Annotated in this window: 14 protein-coding genes and 1 riboswitch; of the genes, 12 read left to right on the top strand and 2 right to left on the bottom strand. The window is 37.1% G+C overall.

The genetic code is table 11. The features are described from left to right. Window positions 1-56 precede the first annotated feature (56 nt). The gene (locus AC3IS5_RS18625) at window positions 57-1,136 is read right to left on the bottom strand and encodes a PseG/SpsG family protein (RefSeq protein ID WP_489425728.1); all 1,080 of its coding nucleotides are present in this window, start codon (window positions 1,134-1,136) and stop codon (window positions 57-59) included. A gap of 146 nt (window positions 1,137-1,282) precedes the next feature. On the opposite strand from AC3IS5_RS18625, the gene AC3IS5_RS18620 reads away from it, so the two are divergent. The 8 genes from AC3IS5_RS18620 to AC3IS5_RS18585 all read left to right on the top strand — a co-directional run bounded on the left by AC3IS5_RS18620 (window position 1,283) and on the right by AC3IS5_RS18585 (window position 9,308). Continuing rightward, window positions 1,283-2,083 (top strand): oxidoreductase, encoded by an 801-nt coding sequence (locus tag AC3IS5_RS18620; RefSeq protein ID WP_489425727.1) that lies wholly within the window; start codon window positions 1,283-1,285, stop codon window positions 2,081-2,083. A gap of 209 nt (window positions 2,084-2,292) precedes the next feature. Then, the gene (locus AC3IS5_RS18615; protein ID WP_489425726.1) at window positions 2,293-2,856 is read left to right on the top strand and encodes an NADPH-dependent FMN reductase; all 564 of its coding nucleotides are present in this window, start codon (window positions 2,293-2,295) and stop codon (window positions 2,854-2,856) included. Between the two features lie 222 nt (window positions 2,857-3,078). Then, a complete protein-coding gene (locus AC3IS5_RS18610) occupies window positions 3,079-3,672 on the top strand; it encodes a TetR/AcrR family transcriptional regulator (protein WP_489425725.1) in 594 nt (197 codons plus the stop codon). Between the two features lie 16 nt (window positions 3,673-3,688). After that, window positions 3,689-5,872 carry a DNA topoisomerase III gene (locus AC3IS5_RS18605; RefSeq protein ID WP_489425724.1) on the top strand — a complete coding sequence of 728 codons (2,184 nt, stop codon included), beginning with the start codon at window positions 3,689-3,691 and terminating at the stop codon, window positions 5,870-5,872. A gap of 120 nt (window positions 5,873-5,992) precedes the next feature. Then, the gene (locus tag AC3IS5_RS18600; RefSeq protein ID WP_489425723.1) at window positions 5,993-6,550 is read left to right on the top strand and encodes a hypothetical protein; all 558 of its coding nucleotides are present in this window, start codon (window positions 5,993-5,995) and stop codon (window positions 6,548-6,550) included. 14 nt (window positions 6,551-6,564) lie between these two features. Continuing rightward, window positions 6,565-7,050, top strand: a complete 486-nt coding sequence (ybaK, locus tag AC3IS5_RS18595) for a Cys-tRNA(Pro) deacylase (protein WP_489425722.1) — start codon at window positions 6,565-6,567, stop codon at window positions 7,048-7,050. Window positions 7,051-7,174: 124 nt separating this feature from the next. Then, window positions 7,175-7,816, top strand: a complete 642-nt coding sequence (locus tag AC3IS5_RS18590) for a YczE/YyaS/YitT family protein (RefSeq protein WP_489425721.1) — start codon at window positions 7,175-7,177, stop codon at window positions 7,814-7,816. A 292-nt stretch (window positions 7,817-8,108) separates the two neighbouring features. Next, entirely contained in the window at window positions 8,109-9,308 is a 1,200-nt protein-coding gene (locus AC3IS5_RS18585) for a glycine C-acetyltransferase (RefSeq protein WP_489425720.1), read from the top strand. A 167-nt stretch (window positions 9,309-9,475) separates the two neighbouring features. Here the strand turns inward: AC3IS5_RS18585 and AC3IS5_RS18580 are convergent, their stop codons facing one another. Next, a complete protein-coding gene (locus tag AC3IS5_RS18580) occupies window positions 9,476-10,639 on the bottom strand; it encodes a pyridoxal phosphate-dependent aminotransferase (protein WP_489425719.1) in 1,164 nt (387 codons plus the stop codon). A 180-nt stretch (window positions 10,640-10,819) separates the two neighbouring features. Between AC3IS5_RS18580 and AC3IS5_RS18575 the strand changes: the two genes are divergently transcribed. The 4 genes from AC3IS5_RS18575 (at window position 10,820) to AC3IS5_RS18560 (ending at window position 14,420) form a co-directional block, all read left to right on the top strand. Continuing rightward, window positions 10,820-11,608, top strand: a complete 789-nt coding sequence (locus AC3IS5_RS18575) for a carbon-nitrogen family hydrolase (protein ID WP_489425718.1) — start codon at window positions 10,820-10,822, stop codon at window positions 11,606-11,608. Between the two features lie 79 nt (window positions 11,609-11,687). Next, a riboswitch (SAM riboswitch) is annotated at window positions 11,688-11,793 on the top strand. A gap of 118 nt (window positions 11,794-11,911) precedes the next feature. Continuing rightward, window positions 11,912-12,925, top strand: a complete 1,014-nt coding sequence (locus AC3IS5_RS18570) for a methionine ABC transporter ATP-binding protein (protein ID WP_489425717.1) — start codon at window positions 11,912-11,914, stop codon at window positions 12,923-12,925. Beyond that, window positions 12,915-13,586 (top strand): methionine ABC transporter permease, encoded by a 672-nt coding sequence (locus AC3IS5_RS18565; protein WP_489425716.1) that lies wholly within the window; start codon window positions 12,915-12,917, stop codon window positions 13,584-13,586. The genes AC3IS5_RS18570 and AC3IS5_RS18565 overlap by 11 nt, the downstream gene beginning before the upstream one ends. 15 nt (window positions 13,587-13,601) lie before the next feature. Further along, a complete protein-coding gene (locus AC3IS5_RS18560) occupies window positions 13,602-14,420 on the top strand; it encodes a MetQ/NlpA family ABC transporter substrate-binding protein (protein WP_489425715.1) in 819 nt (272 codons plus the stop codon). The last annotated feature ends 354 nt before the right edge of the window (window positions 14,421-14,774 follow it).

The raw sequence follows: 14,774 nt of genomic DNA, 5'->3' as shown, positions 1-14,774 counted from the left end.
CGACTATTACCATGTCGAATTCTGGAACTGAGACAAATTTCAACACAGCTTTTCTATTATTGTATCATACGTGGCGTTTTCTTGGTGTGATCTTGTACTAAAAAAGCTTGTGCTTTTGGTGTTCTGTGCGCAAAATTAATGAGCATGGAATAGATATAATGGTTGTTACTTTGTAGATCGAGCTTTTTTTGGTTTCTAATGGCGCGGTCGCGGCGTGCTTCATGTAAAAGTAGTTCCATTACAGCATTTTGCAAGTGAGATTGTTTTAATTTGCGACCACTTCCAAGTTGAATAAAACCATTTTGATCACGAGGGAATGCATGCATAATTTCTGTTTCATTTTGAGAGACGACGATACAAGGGATACCTACAACTGCAACTTTATAAGGGGTATAACTTGCTGAACAAATGACTATTTGGGCCTGAGAAAGTAGAGTTTCTAGCATATCAGCAGCTTGTATAACAGTAATATTCCTACGACTTAAAGCCATCATCTTCAATTCATCTATATCATGTGCGTACGAAGGATCCACTAATACAGAGATACGTACAGGAATTTGTAGCTGCATTAAGTGGCGCATAGTCCGATATGTTAAATTCTCCGGATCACTACCTTCATATACAACTACAATATGAGGTTTTTCTCCTTCATCTTCAGTAGAAGTAATGGCTGCGATTTTTTCAGGTACAACAAATGAAGAGGGACCAGTTAAGTAATGAGGATCTACCTTTTCACGGATTTCTCTATAAAGTGTATGCAACACGCAATCGGCTGCTTTACCACCTTCGCCAAAATCATCAAAATGAACGAGAGCAGGGACAATTTCTTTTAATTTCTCCGTATCTTCGAGTTCTGTATTAATGCCATCACGTACAAGTAAATCAGGCTTTAATTTAGATATATATTGAAGCAACTGTTTTTGATCGCGGTAAGAAATAGGCTCTATTCCTGTCGCTGCTAGCTTTTTTAACGCTAACTCAGAAGGTTGCTTAATGAAAATGATAATTTTTTCATCGCTGAACATCTTAACGAGTGTCGCGATTCTTTCAACGGGGTATAGGTCATTATGTGATGAAACTTCAACTGCAAATGCAATCGTTTTTTTAGAATGATTTTCTGTTTGGTTATTAGTCATTTAAATCCCATCCTTTCAACTTATCTATCTACTTTATGGTGGGAAATTAATGATTATGTCTGTAAAATCACTAGAATGTTAGATACATAGGCTAAACTATCCGTAATTTTGGACGGTATATAGATTAGGAAAGGACGTGAACAGTTATGTTGATGCGTTCAGCGATTGTTGTTGGAGCAACTGGTTTGACGGGACAGGAGCTTGTCAAAGTCCTTTGTGAGAGTGAAGAGTACGCAGAGATTACAGTAATCGCTCGCCGTGCATTGAATTTTAAACATCCAAAAATTAGTGTGAAAATTCGTCAGTTCGATCAATTGGAAGAAACAGATTTCAAATTTGCACATGAACTTTATTGCTGCCTAGGTACTACACGTAAAAAGGCAGGTTCAAAGGCTATGTTTGAAAAAGTTGATCTTGAATATCCATTGAATATTGCATCGATAGCAAAAAAATGTGGTATTCCGCATGTACTTGTTATTTCAGCTATGGGTGCAAATGAAAATTCTAAATTCTATTACAATCAAGTAAAAGGTAAGATGGAACATAATTTAATGGCACTGGAATTACCTCAATTATCGATTTTTAGACCATCTTTATTGTTGGGGAATCGTGAGGAAGTACGTCCAACAGAGAAAATTAGTGGAGCTGTGATGAATATCTTGAATCCTATATTCATTGGTCCACTTAAAAAATACCGTGCTATTTCTGCCAATACATTAGCAAAAGCTATGTATAGTGTTGCTATAAAAAATACAAAACAAAAGGTCAGGGTATTTGAATCTGCAGAAATTTCAATGATTGGAAAAATAGATCCATTAGTTGATGATCATGAAGAAATAATTGAAGAAGAACTTATCTTTAATTGGGAAAAACGTCAAGATATTTTCATTGAAAAGGAAATACTAGAAGAGGAAAAAATAGATAAACCGTTAAATGATAGACAATAAAATTTAAAAACTGTTGATGAGAGTTTATATTTTTGTCTAAAAATAATTTGCATAGTAAGCCATCTTACTAAAGTATTGTGGTTTACTATGTTTAGCGAAAAATGTAGTTTTCTGTTCCGTCTAAAGACTGAAATGGTGCTTGTCACCTTATATAACGAATCTGCATTTGTTACAATAACGGTAGGAATTTTGAATTGGAGGTAACATCTATGAAGATCTTACTTGTAGACGGAACAATTATCGGCAGAAAAACAGGTGCAATTTTAAAACAAATAGAGACCTATATTAAAGAATTTGATGGTAGCCTAGAGCTAGAGTTAATACATCTAGCAGACTTCGAACATCAATTTGTTGATGGACGTCCATTTGATCAATATAATGATGATATGAAAACACTTGTGAAAAAATTCGAGGAAGCAAATGGTTATATTTTAGCTACACCTATTTTCCAAGGATCGATTCCAGGCGTATTAAAAAATGCATTTGATTTCCTACACCCTAAAGCTTTGCGCTACAAACCCGTTTCAATTGTAGCTAATGGTGGTACACAACAACATCACCTAGTTGTTGAAAACCAACTAAAACCAATCCTCGACTACTTCCGTGCACTCGTAACTCCAAACTACGTCTACACACATGCTAGTCACTTTGATAAAGACAATAACATTATCGATGCAAATGTTCTTGAACGATTACAAGAATTAGTACGAGTATTCGGGAAATATTGCGAACTAAGTAATGATCTTCCTAAAGAACCAATCGACCAACATTAAAAGGAGTGGCTTTTGCCACTCCTTTTTAGTTTATATAAATTTTACTGCTGTACCATATGCACACACATTTACCGTTGCATCTTCAAGTGCTGTTTTTGTCATTTCAGTATACGATTTAATTTCCTCACCTATAGATCCGAAATCCCCCTTTAAAAACAATACGACTGTATTAAAAAAATAATACAAGTGTATCAAAAAGATCGAATGTGTTATGATTGGGTTATGGAAAAGATAAATAAATTTGAAGTACAAAGAGAAAAAATTGCTCGAGCAACTTGGGCAGTTATTCGAAGAGAGGGACTGGAAAATGCGAGTGTGCGCAACGTTGCACAAGAAGCAAATCTTTCTGTCGGCTCTTTAAGGCACTATTTTTCAACACAAAGTGATCTTCTAATTTACTCGATGGAATTAATTCAAAAAAAATCGGATGAACGAATTGAAGCGATGCGTTTATTTGGTAACGGTCCTTCAACAGAAGATATAATAGAAGTCTTACGTCAGTTTTTGCCGTTAGATGCAGAAAGAAAATTAGAAATAGAGGTTTGGTTATCGTTTTCATCTAAAGCATTAGTAGATGAAGCCATTCGGGCAAAATGTCAGGAGCTTTTAGAAAACTCCTATCAAATGTTGAGAACGATGCTGGAGTTACTAATATTCTTAAAAGAGGCAAGAGAAGATTTGGATATTGATGTAGAAGTCATTCGATTATATGGACTCCTTGAAGGGATGTCTTATCATTGCATAATGCTGCCTGATAAATTTACGCCCGAAATTATTAATCATGTATTACATGAACATTTACAAACGTTAAAATAAGGAGATAAGAATTTATATGGGAAAAAGTTTAGTTTTAGCAGAAAAACCATCTGTAGCACGTGATATAGCACGTGTTTTAGGATGTACGAAAAAAGGTAATGGCTTTCTAGAGGGGCCTCAATATATTGTTACTTGGGCACTCGGTCATTTAGTTACTCATGCTGATCCAGAACAGTACGATCAGAAATTCAAAGAGTGGAAGATGGAAGATTTACCGATTTTACCGAATCCATTCAAGCTGGTTCCAATACGTCAAACAACAAAGCAATATAATGCAGTGAAAGCACAATTAATGCGTCAAGACGTCAATCAGATTATTATTGCGACAGATGCGGGGCGTGAAGGGGAGCTAGTAGCTCGCTGGATATTAGAAAAAGTGAAATGCCGTAAACCGGTTAAACGTTTATGGATTTCATCAGTGACGGATAAAGCTATTAAAGATGGGTTCAAAAACTTAAAAGATGGTCGTTCTTATGAACATTTATATGAGGCAGCTGTAGCACGTGCAGAAGCTGACTGGGTTGTTGGCATTAATGCGACACGTGCCTTAACAGTAAAATATAATGCACAATTATCAACAGGCCGTGTACAAACACCTACTCTTGCAATGATTGCAGAACGTGAACAACAAATTAAAAACTTTAAGCCAAAAACGTATTATGGCTTACAAGCACATACAAACGATACAAAATTTACTTGGTTTGACCGTCAAAACAATCAATCTCAGTCTTTCCAAAAGGAAAAAGTTGAACAGTTATTAACAACATTAGATGCTGTAACTGAAGGGGTTATTCAAGATATCCAAACGTCCCCAAAACGTCAATCTGCCCCTGCATTATTTGATTTGACGGAGCTACAAAAAGAGGCACATAAGCGCTGGAGTTGGTCTGCAAAAGAAACACTTTCAACACTTCAAAATCTTTATGAGCGCCATAAGATAGTTACTTATCCACGTACAGATTCTAAGCATTTAACAGATGATATGAAGAGCACATTAAAAGACCGTATTAAAGCATCAGCTGTGGGGGATAATCGAGCTGCAGCAAACCTTTTACTACGTAACAATTCTGTGCATCCACAAAAAGGTGTTATTGATAATGCAAAAGTATCTGATCACCATGCCATCATTCCAACTGAAGAAGTGGCTATTTTACAAGATTTATCTGATAAAGAACGTCGTCTATACGATTTAATCGTCAAACGTTTCTTAGCTGTTTTCTTTGGTCCATTCCAATATGATCAAACAACAGTTACGTTAGGTGTTGGCAATGAAGTATTTAAAGTAAAAGGCCGTACAATTCGTGATGAAGGTTGGAAACGTGTTTATCAACAAGATGATGATGAAGACACAGATGAGCGTTCACTACCAAGCTACAATAAAGGCGATAAAATTGCTATCCGTGCCATTGCAATGACACAAGGTGATACAAAACCACCAGCTTATTTCAATGAAGGTACGTTACTTGCAGCGATGGAAAATCCAGCGCAATTTATGAGTGGTGAGTCGAAGGACTTAATTAAAACGTTAAATGAAACAGGTGGTATCGGCACTGTAGCAACACGTGCAGATATTATTGAGAAGTTATTTAATTCATTTTTAATTGAGAAAAAAGGTAAGGACCTACATGCTACTTCTAAAGGTCGTCAGCTTTTAGAATTAGTACCGTCGGATTTAAAATCACCTGCTTTAACTGCAGAGTGGGAACAACAATTAACGAAAATTGCAAAAGGTTCAGCAAAAAAATCGGATTTCATTAACAATATGGTTAATTTCTCTAAAAAAGCTGTTAGTGATATTAAGAAGAGCGATCAAAAATTCAAGCATGATAATGTTACAGGGAAAAGATGTCCGGATTGTGGGAAATTATTGCTTGAGGTAAATGGTAAACGTGGTAAAATGCTTGTCTGCCAAGATCGAGCTTGTGGTCACAAGAAAAAAGTATCAATGGTGACGAATGCACGTTGTCCTATTTGTCATAAGAAATTGGAACTTCGTGGTGAAGGAGAAGGACGCATTTTCGTTTGCTCATGCGGCCATCGTGAAAAATTATCTGTATTTGAGAAACGTAAGAAGGACACTGGCAATACAAAAGTTTCTAAAAAAGAAGTCCAAAAGTACATGAAAAAACAAGATGATCAACCACAAAACAATGCAATGGCAGAGGCACTGAAGAAGCTATTAGGAACAAAAGATGAATAAATGGGTATTTTTTACTAATAGAATATTGTGAATATTTGAGAACAACGGCCTTTTGAATTTTCAGATAACGGTGTTAAAATAGGTTTTAACTATAATGGTATTTGAAAAGAGGTGATTTGCATGAAATTAGCTGCTCTATTAAACAATCAGTATACAGACATTGAAAATCGTAAACGAGCTCTTAGACAAAAGAATGCAGATGATGCTTATCGTAAAACAGCTCAGTATTTCCAACCAAAGTCGAATCCAGCTTTGGAAGAGCTAATGGACTTGCTAACGGGTAAAAAGGAAAAACAACATCAGCCGCAAGTCCAAGCTGCTATTCGTGAGCTTCAACAAAAGGACCAGGAATTCCGTGCTAAAGCAAAAGATAACATGGAACAGACATCGCCATTAGTTGAGACCTCAGATGCACCGATGAGACAAGATGTATGCGTTACTGAAGGCAAAATAGAGATAATCCAGCAAACTCGTGATCAAATCACCGAAGTGAAACAACAAGTTACAACAGAAGATTCTACTAATCAGTTTGGGCAATTAACAAATTCAACACAAACTTTAGAGCAAAAGCTTAAGCAGCGTCTATTTGATCAAGCAATTTCTCGCTATTCATATCATGTCCAGATGGCGAAATCAGGATTTAGAGTGACGCGGCCAAGCTTTTATCGTATTGCTTAGGAGAAGTGAATGTTTTGGCTAAAAATGCAAAAGTACAAAAAACAAATGCAGTGCGTTTATTGGACCAAAAAAAAGTCCCATACTCACTGACAGAATATGAAATCACAGACGGTCAAGTCGATGGTATTTCAGTTGCAGGTAAAATTGGTCAACCTGTCGAGAGTGTGTATAAAACGCTCATGTCTACAGCTGGTAAAGGAAAGTATTACGTTTTCGTCATTCCAGTAGCAGCAGAGCTTAATCTAAAAGCTGCTGCAAAGGCTGTTGGGGAAAAGAAGATAGAGATGCTACCTGTGAAAGATTTATTGCCAACTACAGGTTATATTAGAGGCGGCTGTTCGCCTATTGGTATGAAAAAGTTATTTCCAACCTTCATAGATGAATCAGCAAAAACGATTGACCATATCTTTGTTAGTGCAGGGAAAATAGGCATGCAAATATGTATCCAACCAGCTGATTTAGCGAAAATCATAAATGCGAAATTTGCAGCTATTATATAAATCTAGGACAGTTTTATTTAAAATAGGAACGAATTTTGTTATAATAGTTTAGTTATCATTGAAAAGCCACTTTATGCTTCTTGCGTAGAGGGCTTTTCATTTTTCTGTAGAAAGAAGGATTCTTGTGAATAAAATAAATAGTTGGCGCTGGGGATTTTTCATGATGGGACTTATCGTCATTGCACTCGGTGTTTCGTTAACAATTAAAGGACAAACCTTTGGGGTGGGCTCGTGGGATGTACTGCATATAGGTCTATTCAAAAACTTCGGTTTTTCCATCGGTAGTTGGTCAATCATAACTGGTCTTATTATTATTGGTATTACAGCAATTGGCACTCGTCAATTACCGAAGATAGGAACTTTTGTCAATATGCTAAGTATCGGTATATTCATCGATTTCTTCAATTGGTTATTACCTGATGTTAATCATTTAGCCCTACAATTTTTCAGCTTCATTATCGGTATTATTTTAATAGGTTTAGGTGGCGGAATGTACATTTCAGCAAATCTTGGAGCTGGTCCTCGTGATAGCTTGATGCTTTTAGCTGTAGACAAGTTGGGATTAAGTATTATTAAAGCCCGTACAATTATGGAAGTAGCTGTTGCTGTAGCAGGGTGGTTACTTGGTGGTCCTGTTGGTCTTGGTACTGTTCTTATGGCATTTGGTCTTGGCCCAATTGTTCAATTTTCGCTTGCGTATAGCCGTAAATTATTATTGAAATGTATCGGTGAAGAACAAGTAACATTTTCAGAGTTAACGAAATAAGTAAAAAGTGAGTAGACAATGGTCTACTCACTTTTTTAGTACTCTAGAATACGACTGATGTGTGGAGAAGAAGTTATGATTGATGATATTACTTAATAGAATGCACTATTTTCACCAAGATAATCCTGAAAATTAAGTATTCTAATTTTTCTGAGTGTACAACTGTATTTCTTAGCGGGACAGTATATGCAGTAATTTCAATGAATTTCATCTTATTGTTTATGATGGTACTTTTCAGGTGTACAAATAATGGTGGAAGTATGCTACAATATTTTTATCCAAAATTGAAAGGATGATTTTCTTGTCAAACGTACTGAACACATTCGTAGACGACAACTTGCAACAACTGCGCGACCAAGGCTTATACAACGAAATAGATCCTGTAGAAGGCCCGAACGGTTCAGTTATTCAAGTGCGTGGCAAAAATTTGGTCAACCTATCTTCAAATAACTATCTGGGCTTAGCAACAAATGATAAATTAAAGAAAATTGCTCAAGAAGCAATCGAAAAATATGGCGTAGGTGCTGGCGCAGTCCGCACGATCAATGGAACACTCGATCTTCACGTTAAATTAGAAGAGAAACTAGCAGAATTTAAAGGTACTGAAGCAGCCATTTCATATCAATCAGGATTCAATTGTAATATGGCAGCTATTTCTGCTGTTATGGACAAAAATGATGCAATCCTATCTGATCAATTAAATCATGCATCTATCATCGATGGTTGTCGCTTATCTAAAGCGAAGATTATTGCTTTTAATCACTCTGATATGGCTGATTTACGTGCTAAAGCAAAAGCAGCAACTGAATCAGGCTTATACAATAAAGTAATGGTCATCACTGACGGCGTGTTTTCAATGGATGGAGACATCGCAAAATTGCCTGAAATAGTAGAAATTGCGAAAGAATTTGATCTTATTACATATGTGGATGATGCTCATGGATCAGGTGTAACAGGTAGAGGAAAAGGTACTGTGAAGCATTTCGGTTTAGAAAAAGAAATCGACTTCCAAATCGGTACACTATCTAAAGCGATTGGTGTAGTAGGTGGATACGTAGCAGGTAAGAAGAATTTAATCGATTGGTTAAAAGTACGTTCTCGTCCATTTTTATTCTCAACAGCTTTACCACCAGGTGATGTTGCTGCAATCACTGCAGCTGTTCAAATGTTAATTGATTCAACAGAACTTTGCGATCAACTGTGGGAAAATGGTGATTATTTAAAAGCGGGTCTGAAAAAACTTGGATTTAACATCGGTGCATCTGAAACTCCGATTACACCGTGTATCATCGGTGACGAAAAACTAACTCAAGCCTTTTCTGCTCGTCTTTTTGAAGAAGGCGTATACGCTAAATCGATTGTCTTTCCAACTGTACCAAAAGGCACTGGGCGCGTACGTAACATGCCAACTGCCGCACATACAAAAGAAATGCTAGACGAAGCTTTAGCGACTTATGAAAAAGTAGGTAAAGAACTAGGTGTAATTTCATAACAAAAAAATGCTCAGCGCTATGTGCTGGGCATTTTTATTAAGCAATTTTCTTTGTTAATTCTATAGCCACATTTGTGATTATGCGACTGTTTTATTGATATATTTATTAAACCCATGCCACTGAAACTCCAACTTATGGGATAAGGTGATTTTTCAATGTATAAACATTAAAATAAATTTAGTTTGGAGATACGCGTTATTGCTTCATGAAGCCTGACCTCATCAACAAGCAAGCCAACACGTACGTACCCTTCTCCGTATTCACCAAAACCATTACCAGCAGCAACTGCTACATCAGCCTGTTCTAGCAATAAATCAGCAAATGCTTCACTCTTATACCCTTCTGGTACAGGAAGCCATGCAAAGAATGATCCTTTTGGTGCTGTCACCGCCCAGCCAATACGATCGCAAGCAACTTTTAATGCATTCCGGCGGCTTTCATACATAGCCACTAACTCGGTTACACATTCTTGTGAACTAGTAAGTGCTGCAATACCAGCCTCTTGCACAGCAGGGAATAGGCTGACAAATAAATGATCTTGTATTAAGTTTAATGCTTCAATTAGCTTTGCATTACCAACTGCAAAGCCGACCCGCCAACCAGCCATATTATACGTTTTTGATAAAGTATACAACTCAACCCCAACGTCCTTAGCACCTTCAGCTTGTAAAAAACTCACTGGTTTTTCACCATCAAATCCAATTGCTCCATATGCAAAGTCATGCATTACTGCAATATCGTGATCTTTCGCAAACTGCACAGTTTCATCGAAAAATGATAAATTAGCAACAGCACCAGTTGGGTTATTTGGATAATTTAAATACATTAATTTCGCACGAGCTTTTACCTCATCTGACACAGTTGTGTAATCAGGTAGGAAGTCGTTTTCAGCTAGTAATGGAAGTGTATCGAACTTGACATCAGCTAGTGCTACGCCTGACCAATAGTCCGGATAACCAGGATCTGGGAGTAGCATTGAATCACCAGGGTTCATAATAGCTAAAGGTAATTCAACTACACCAATTTTTGTGCCAAAAAGTATGGCTACTTCCGTATTTGCATCAATTTCAACGCCGTATTCTCGCACATAAAATTCAGCAATTGCTTCCTTAAAATCGGGCAAGCCACGGAATGGAGAGTATTTATGAGTTTGCGGATTAATAACAGCTTCCTGCATAGCTTCTATAATATGAGGAGGAGTTGGTTGGTCTGGATTTCCTTGGCCTAAATTGATGACATCTCTACCTTCCGCGACTGCGGCACCTACTTTTTGTACTAAAGTTGCGAAAAACTGCTTCGGCAACTGTTGTAATCTCGTTGAAAATTCCATCTTCGAACAAACCCCCTTGAATTATTTTCTTTAATAACTTGTTATCCACAAAATCTTTCTTCTAAATACTCTATACACAACAACTACTTTGTGGATAAAATAGACGTATGTATAAAATAGTCGCAATAATAAGAGAAATATTATAACCTTTTTAAGAAAATGTCTACAGGTGGTGGAGCTATGAAAATTGCATGTATACAGTTAAATGTTGCCTTCGGGGACATCGAAAAAAATTTTACAAACGTCGAAAAGTTTATCAGGGAGGCTTCTGATAAGGGGGCGGAACTCGCAATTCTTCCTGAAATGTGGAATTCCAGCTATGCTTTAGAGAAATTAGAAGACCTTGCAGATCCGAATGGGGAACGCACAAAGAATTTTCTACAAAAGCTTTCAGAAGAATTACAAATTCATATTGTTGGTGGCTCGGTATCAACAAAAAAAGATGGAAAATTCTATAATACGATGTACGTATATAACAATAAAGGGGAGCTTGTCAGCGAATATGACAAAGCGCATCTTTTCCGTCTAATGGACGAGCATTTGTATTTATCAGCTGGCGATAAGCAGAATAACTTTGAGCTAGGTGATATTCCAGCGGCTGGTGTTATATGCTACGATATTCGTTTTCCTGAGTGGTTACGTCTTCATGCATTGAACGGAGCGAAAGTAATTTTCGTTTCTGCACAATGGCCAACACCACGTATTGATCATTGGAAAACATTATTACAAGCACGCGCAATTGAAAGCCAGTGTTTTGTTATTGCAGTAAATCGAATTAGCCATAAAAAACAAAATTTCAACGGTCAATCGATGGTTATTGAACCTTGGGGTGAAGTGTTATGGACTGGTGGAGAAGATGAAGAAATGGCGATTATCGATGTCGACTTCTCTATAGTGGATGAAATTCGTCAACGAATCCCGGTATATGATGATCGTCGCCCTGAATTATATAAAGATATTTCTAAATAATACAAAGTTTCGAAAAAGTGTTTGACATCTACATTATTTCACAGTAATATTTAGTTCATAACTTACAAATGAATATTGAACTTTATCTAGAGAGACTGAGGGATAGGCCCTATGACGTCCGGCAACCCCCTGAAAAAGGGAAGGTGCCAATTCCTACAGAATGAGTACATTCTGGAAGATAAATCGCCAATTTACACTTACGATGCTTCTTTCAGATAACCGAAAGAAGCGTTTTTTAATACAGTGAATTCCAAGTATTTCTATAGAAGTTACATAATTTAAACAGATTTGAGGGGATACAATATGCTCGAGATTCAGAATCTTACAAAAGTATATAAAACCAAAAAGGGTACGGTAACGGGCGTAGACAACGTATCGTTGACAATTGATAAAGGTGAAGTCTTCGGTATTGTTGGCTATTCTGGTGCAGGAAAAAGCTCGCTGCTACGTTGTATCAATTTATTGGAGCGACCAACAAGTGGTAGTATCATCGTAAATGGTCAAGATTTAACAAAATTAAAAGGCGAACAACTTCGTAAAGCGCGTTTGAAAATCGGTATGATCTTCCAGCACTTTTACTTAATCAGTCAAAAAACGGTTGGCGAAAATATCGAATTTGCTTTAAAAGCAGCGGCTACACCACCGAAGCAGATTAAAGCCCGTGTAAAAGAATTGCTTGAAATGGTCGGTTTATCTGAGAAAATCGACGTCTACCCAGCACAGTTAAGTGGTGGTCAAAAGCAACGTGTCGGTATTGCTCGTGCACTTGCAAACAATCCATCCGTACTACTTTGTGATGAAGCAACATCAGCACTTGACCCAAAAACAACAGTTTCCATTTTACGCTTACTAAAAAAAATCAATCGTGAGCTGAATATTACAATTATCCTTATCACACATGAAATGGATGTTGTAAAAGAAATTTGTGATCGTATGGTTATTATGCAAGATGGAAGAGTCATTGAAGAAGGAGAAGTTTACGATGTTTTTGCAAATCCGGTTGAGCCATTAACACAAGAATTTATTAGCAGCGTTGTATCATTTGAATTACCGCCAACGATTCTTAAAGGTGTGACAGGGGAAATTGTGAAAGTGCTATTCAAAGGAGATGTAGCTGGTGACGGCGTCATTTCAGATATGATTCAAAGCTTTGAGGTACGTGGTAATTTCTTGCATGGCACAATTGAATATATTCAAGAAAAACCGCTTGGCATTTTCCTAATGGAGCTACAAGGTCAACCGGATAATGTAGGGAGAGCTATTTCCTATATGGAAGGGCGCGGTGCGTTTGTGGAGGTGATTAACGATGCTATTTGATTTCGAGCACTTTATTAGTATGCTTCCAGACATTTGGAAAGCATTTGGTGAAACGTTACTGATGATTGGTATTTCACTTAGTATTTCACTAATTATCGGTTTACCACTCGGTATTATTCTATTTGTTACAAGCAAAGGTTTATTTTTACGTAACCGTTTTTTTAATGGGATTCTAGGATTTATCGTCAATCTAGTTCGTTCTGTTCCGTATATCATTCTATTAGTAGCGTTGTTCCCACTAACAAAAATACTAGTTGGAGATACAATTGGTCCGATAGCGGCGAGTGTTTCATTATCTGTAGCAGCCATTCCATTCTTTGCGAGACTTGTAGAAACGTCTATGCGTGAAGTTGATAAAGGCGTCATCGAAGCATCAATAGCTGTCGGAGCAACACCGTGGATGATCATACGAGATGTACTATTACCTGAAGCGAAATCGGGTATTATCCAAGGGGTGACAATGACGATTATTAGTTTAGTAGCATATTCCGCAATGGCTGGTATTGTCGGTGGTGGCGGAATTGGTGACTTAGCTATTCGTTTTGGTTATTACCGCTATGACAACACAATTATGATTGCGACAGTTGTCATTTTGATTGTTATCGTCCAAATTATTCAACTTTCAGGCGATGCCATTTCAAAAGCAATTGATAAACGATAAAGGGGAGAATTGAAAATGAAAAAGTTTTTACTAGCAGCGTTATTATTCGTATTAGCAACAGCTTTAGTTGCATGTGGTAACAAAGATGAAAGCAAACCAAAAGATTCGAAAGACATTAAAATTGGCGCAACTGCAGGACCATATAGTGACATGTTAAATAAAGCGATCATCCCACAATTAGAGAAAAAAGGCTATAAAGTAAAAACGGTTGAATTCAGTGATTACGTACAACCAAACAAAGCATTAGATTCTGGAGATATTGATGCAAACCTTTTCCAACACTCAATTTATCTTGAAAACTTTAATGAACAAAACAAAATGAAGTTAACTGGTCTAATTATCGTACCAACTGCACCAATGGGCTTCTTTGCAAAAGATTTTAAATCAATTGATGACATTAAAGACGGCGCAAAAGTAGCAATTGCTAACGATCCATCAAATGCAGCACGTACATTATTAACGTTACAAGAACAAGGTCTTATCAAAATTGACCCTAACATCGAAGAACTAAAAGCATCTGAAAAAGACGTTGTTGAAAATCCTAAAAACTTAGTGTTCCAACCAATCGAAGCGGCGGGTCTGCCTCGTGCAATCGAAAGTGCTGACCTTGTTGGTGTCCCAGGAAACTTCGCGCTTGCAGCAGGACTGAAACTACAAGATGCACTATTCTTAGAAAACATGCCTGATAAATTCCGTAATGTTATTGCGGTTAAGGAAGAAAACAAAGATTCACAACTAGCAAAAGACATCTTAGAAATCGTTAAATCAGAAGGATTCGAAAAAATCATTGATGAAGAATTCAAAGGCTTCGGCAAACCTGACTGGATGAAGTAAATGCTGAAGTGGTCCGTTTAGACTCGACAAGCGCTGGAACCTTCGAATTGAAAACGTACTTTCAGTTTTCAACGGAGAAGGTGGAAGTGACCTCGAGAGTCTGGCCACTGAAGCTGGATATCTGAAGTAAATGCTGAAGTGGTCCGTTTAGACTCGACAAGCGCTGGAACCTCAATGTTTCGAGCATTTATCTACAGGGACTACTGCACACTTAAAAGTGTGCAGTAGTCTTTTTTTATTATGAAGTCCTCCTAATAAAACTTAAATCCACTACTCATCCACAATACCGGATATTCCCACTTGCCATCTCACTTATCTCAATTTAAAATAAGAACAAACGTTCTCTATTGGAGG

It is taken from the genome of Viridibacillus sp. KH_047 (genome assembly GCF_057838945.1).
This window is presented reverse-complemented; position numbering and strand designations above follow the sequence as displayed.

What these genes read in the sequence shown, in the direction of transcription:
- AC3IS5_RS18575 (WP_489425718.1), top strand. Translation starts at nt 10,820, where the DNA reads ATGAAAATTGCATGTATACAGTTAAATGTTGCCTTCGGGGACATCGAA.
- AC3IS5_RS18560 (WP_489425715.1), top strand. Translation starts at nt 13,602, where the DNA reads ATGAAAAAGTTTTTACTAGCAGCGTTATTATTCGTATTAGCAACAGCT.
- AC3IS5_RS18580 (WP_489425719.1), bottom strand. Translation starts at nt 10,639, where the DNA reads ATGGAATTTTCAACGAGATTACAACAGTTGCCGAAGCAGTTTTTCGCA.
- AC3IS5_RS18620 (WP_489425727.1), top strand. Translation starts at nt 1,283, where the DNA reads ATGTTGATGCGTTCAGCGATTGTTGTTGGAGCAACTGGTTTGACGGGA.
- AC3IS5_RS18585 (WP_489425720.1), top strand. Translation starts at nt 8,109, where the DNA reads ATGATTTTCTTGTCAAACGTACTGAACACATTCGTAGACGACAACTTG.
- AC3IS5_RS18610 (WP_489425725.1), top strand. Translation starts at nt 3,079, where the DNA reads ATGGAAAAGATAAATAAATTTGAAGTACAAAGAGAAAAAATTGCTCGA.
- AC3IS5_RS18605 (WP_489425724.1), top strand. Translation starts at nt 3,689, where the DNA reads ATGGGAAAAAGTTTAGTTTTAGCAGAAAAACCATCTGTAGCACGTGAT.
- AC3IS5_RS18570 (WP_489425717.1), top strand. Translation starts at nt 11,912, where the DNA reads ATGCTCGAGATTCAGAATCTTACAAAAGTATATAAAACCAAAAAGGGT.
- AC3IS5_RS18565 (WP_489425716.1), top strand. Translation starts at nt 12,915, where the DNA reads ATGCTATTTGATTTCGAGCACTTTATTAGTATGCTTCCAGACATTTGG.
- AC3IS5_RS18625 (WP_489425728.1), bottom strand. Translation starts at nt 1,136, where the DNA reads ATGACTAATAACCAAACAGAAAATCATTCTAAAAAAACGATTGCATTT.
- AC3IS5_RS18600 (WP_489425723.1), top strand. Translation starts at nt 5,993, where the DNA reads ATGAAATTAGCTGCTCTATTAAACAATCAGTATACAGACATTGAAAAT.
- AC3IS5_RS18615 (WP_489425726.1), top strand. Translation starts at nt 2,293, where the DNA reads ATGAAGATCTTACTTGTAGACGGAACAATTATCGGCAGAAAAACAGGT.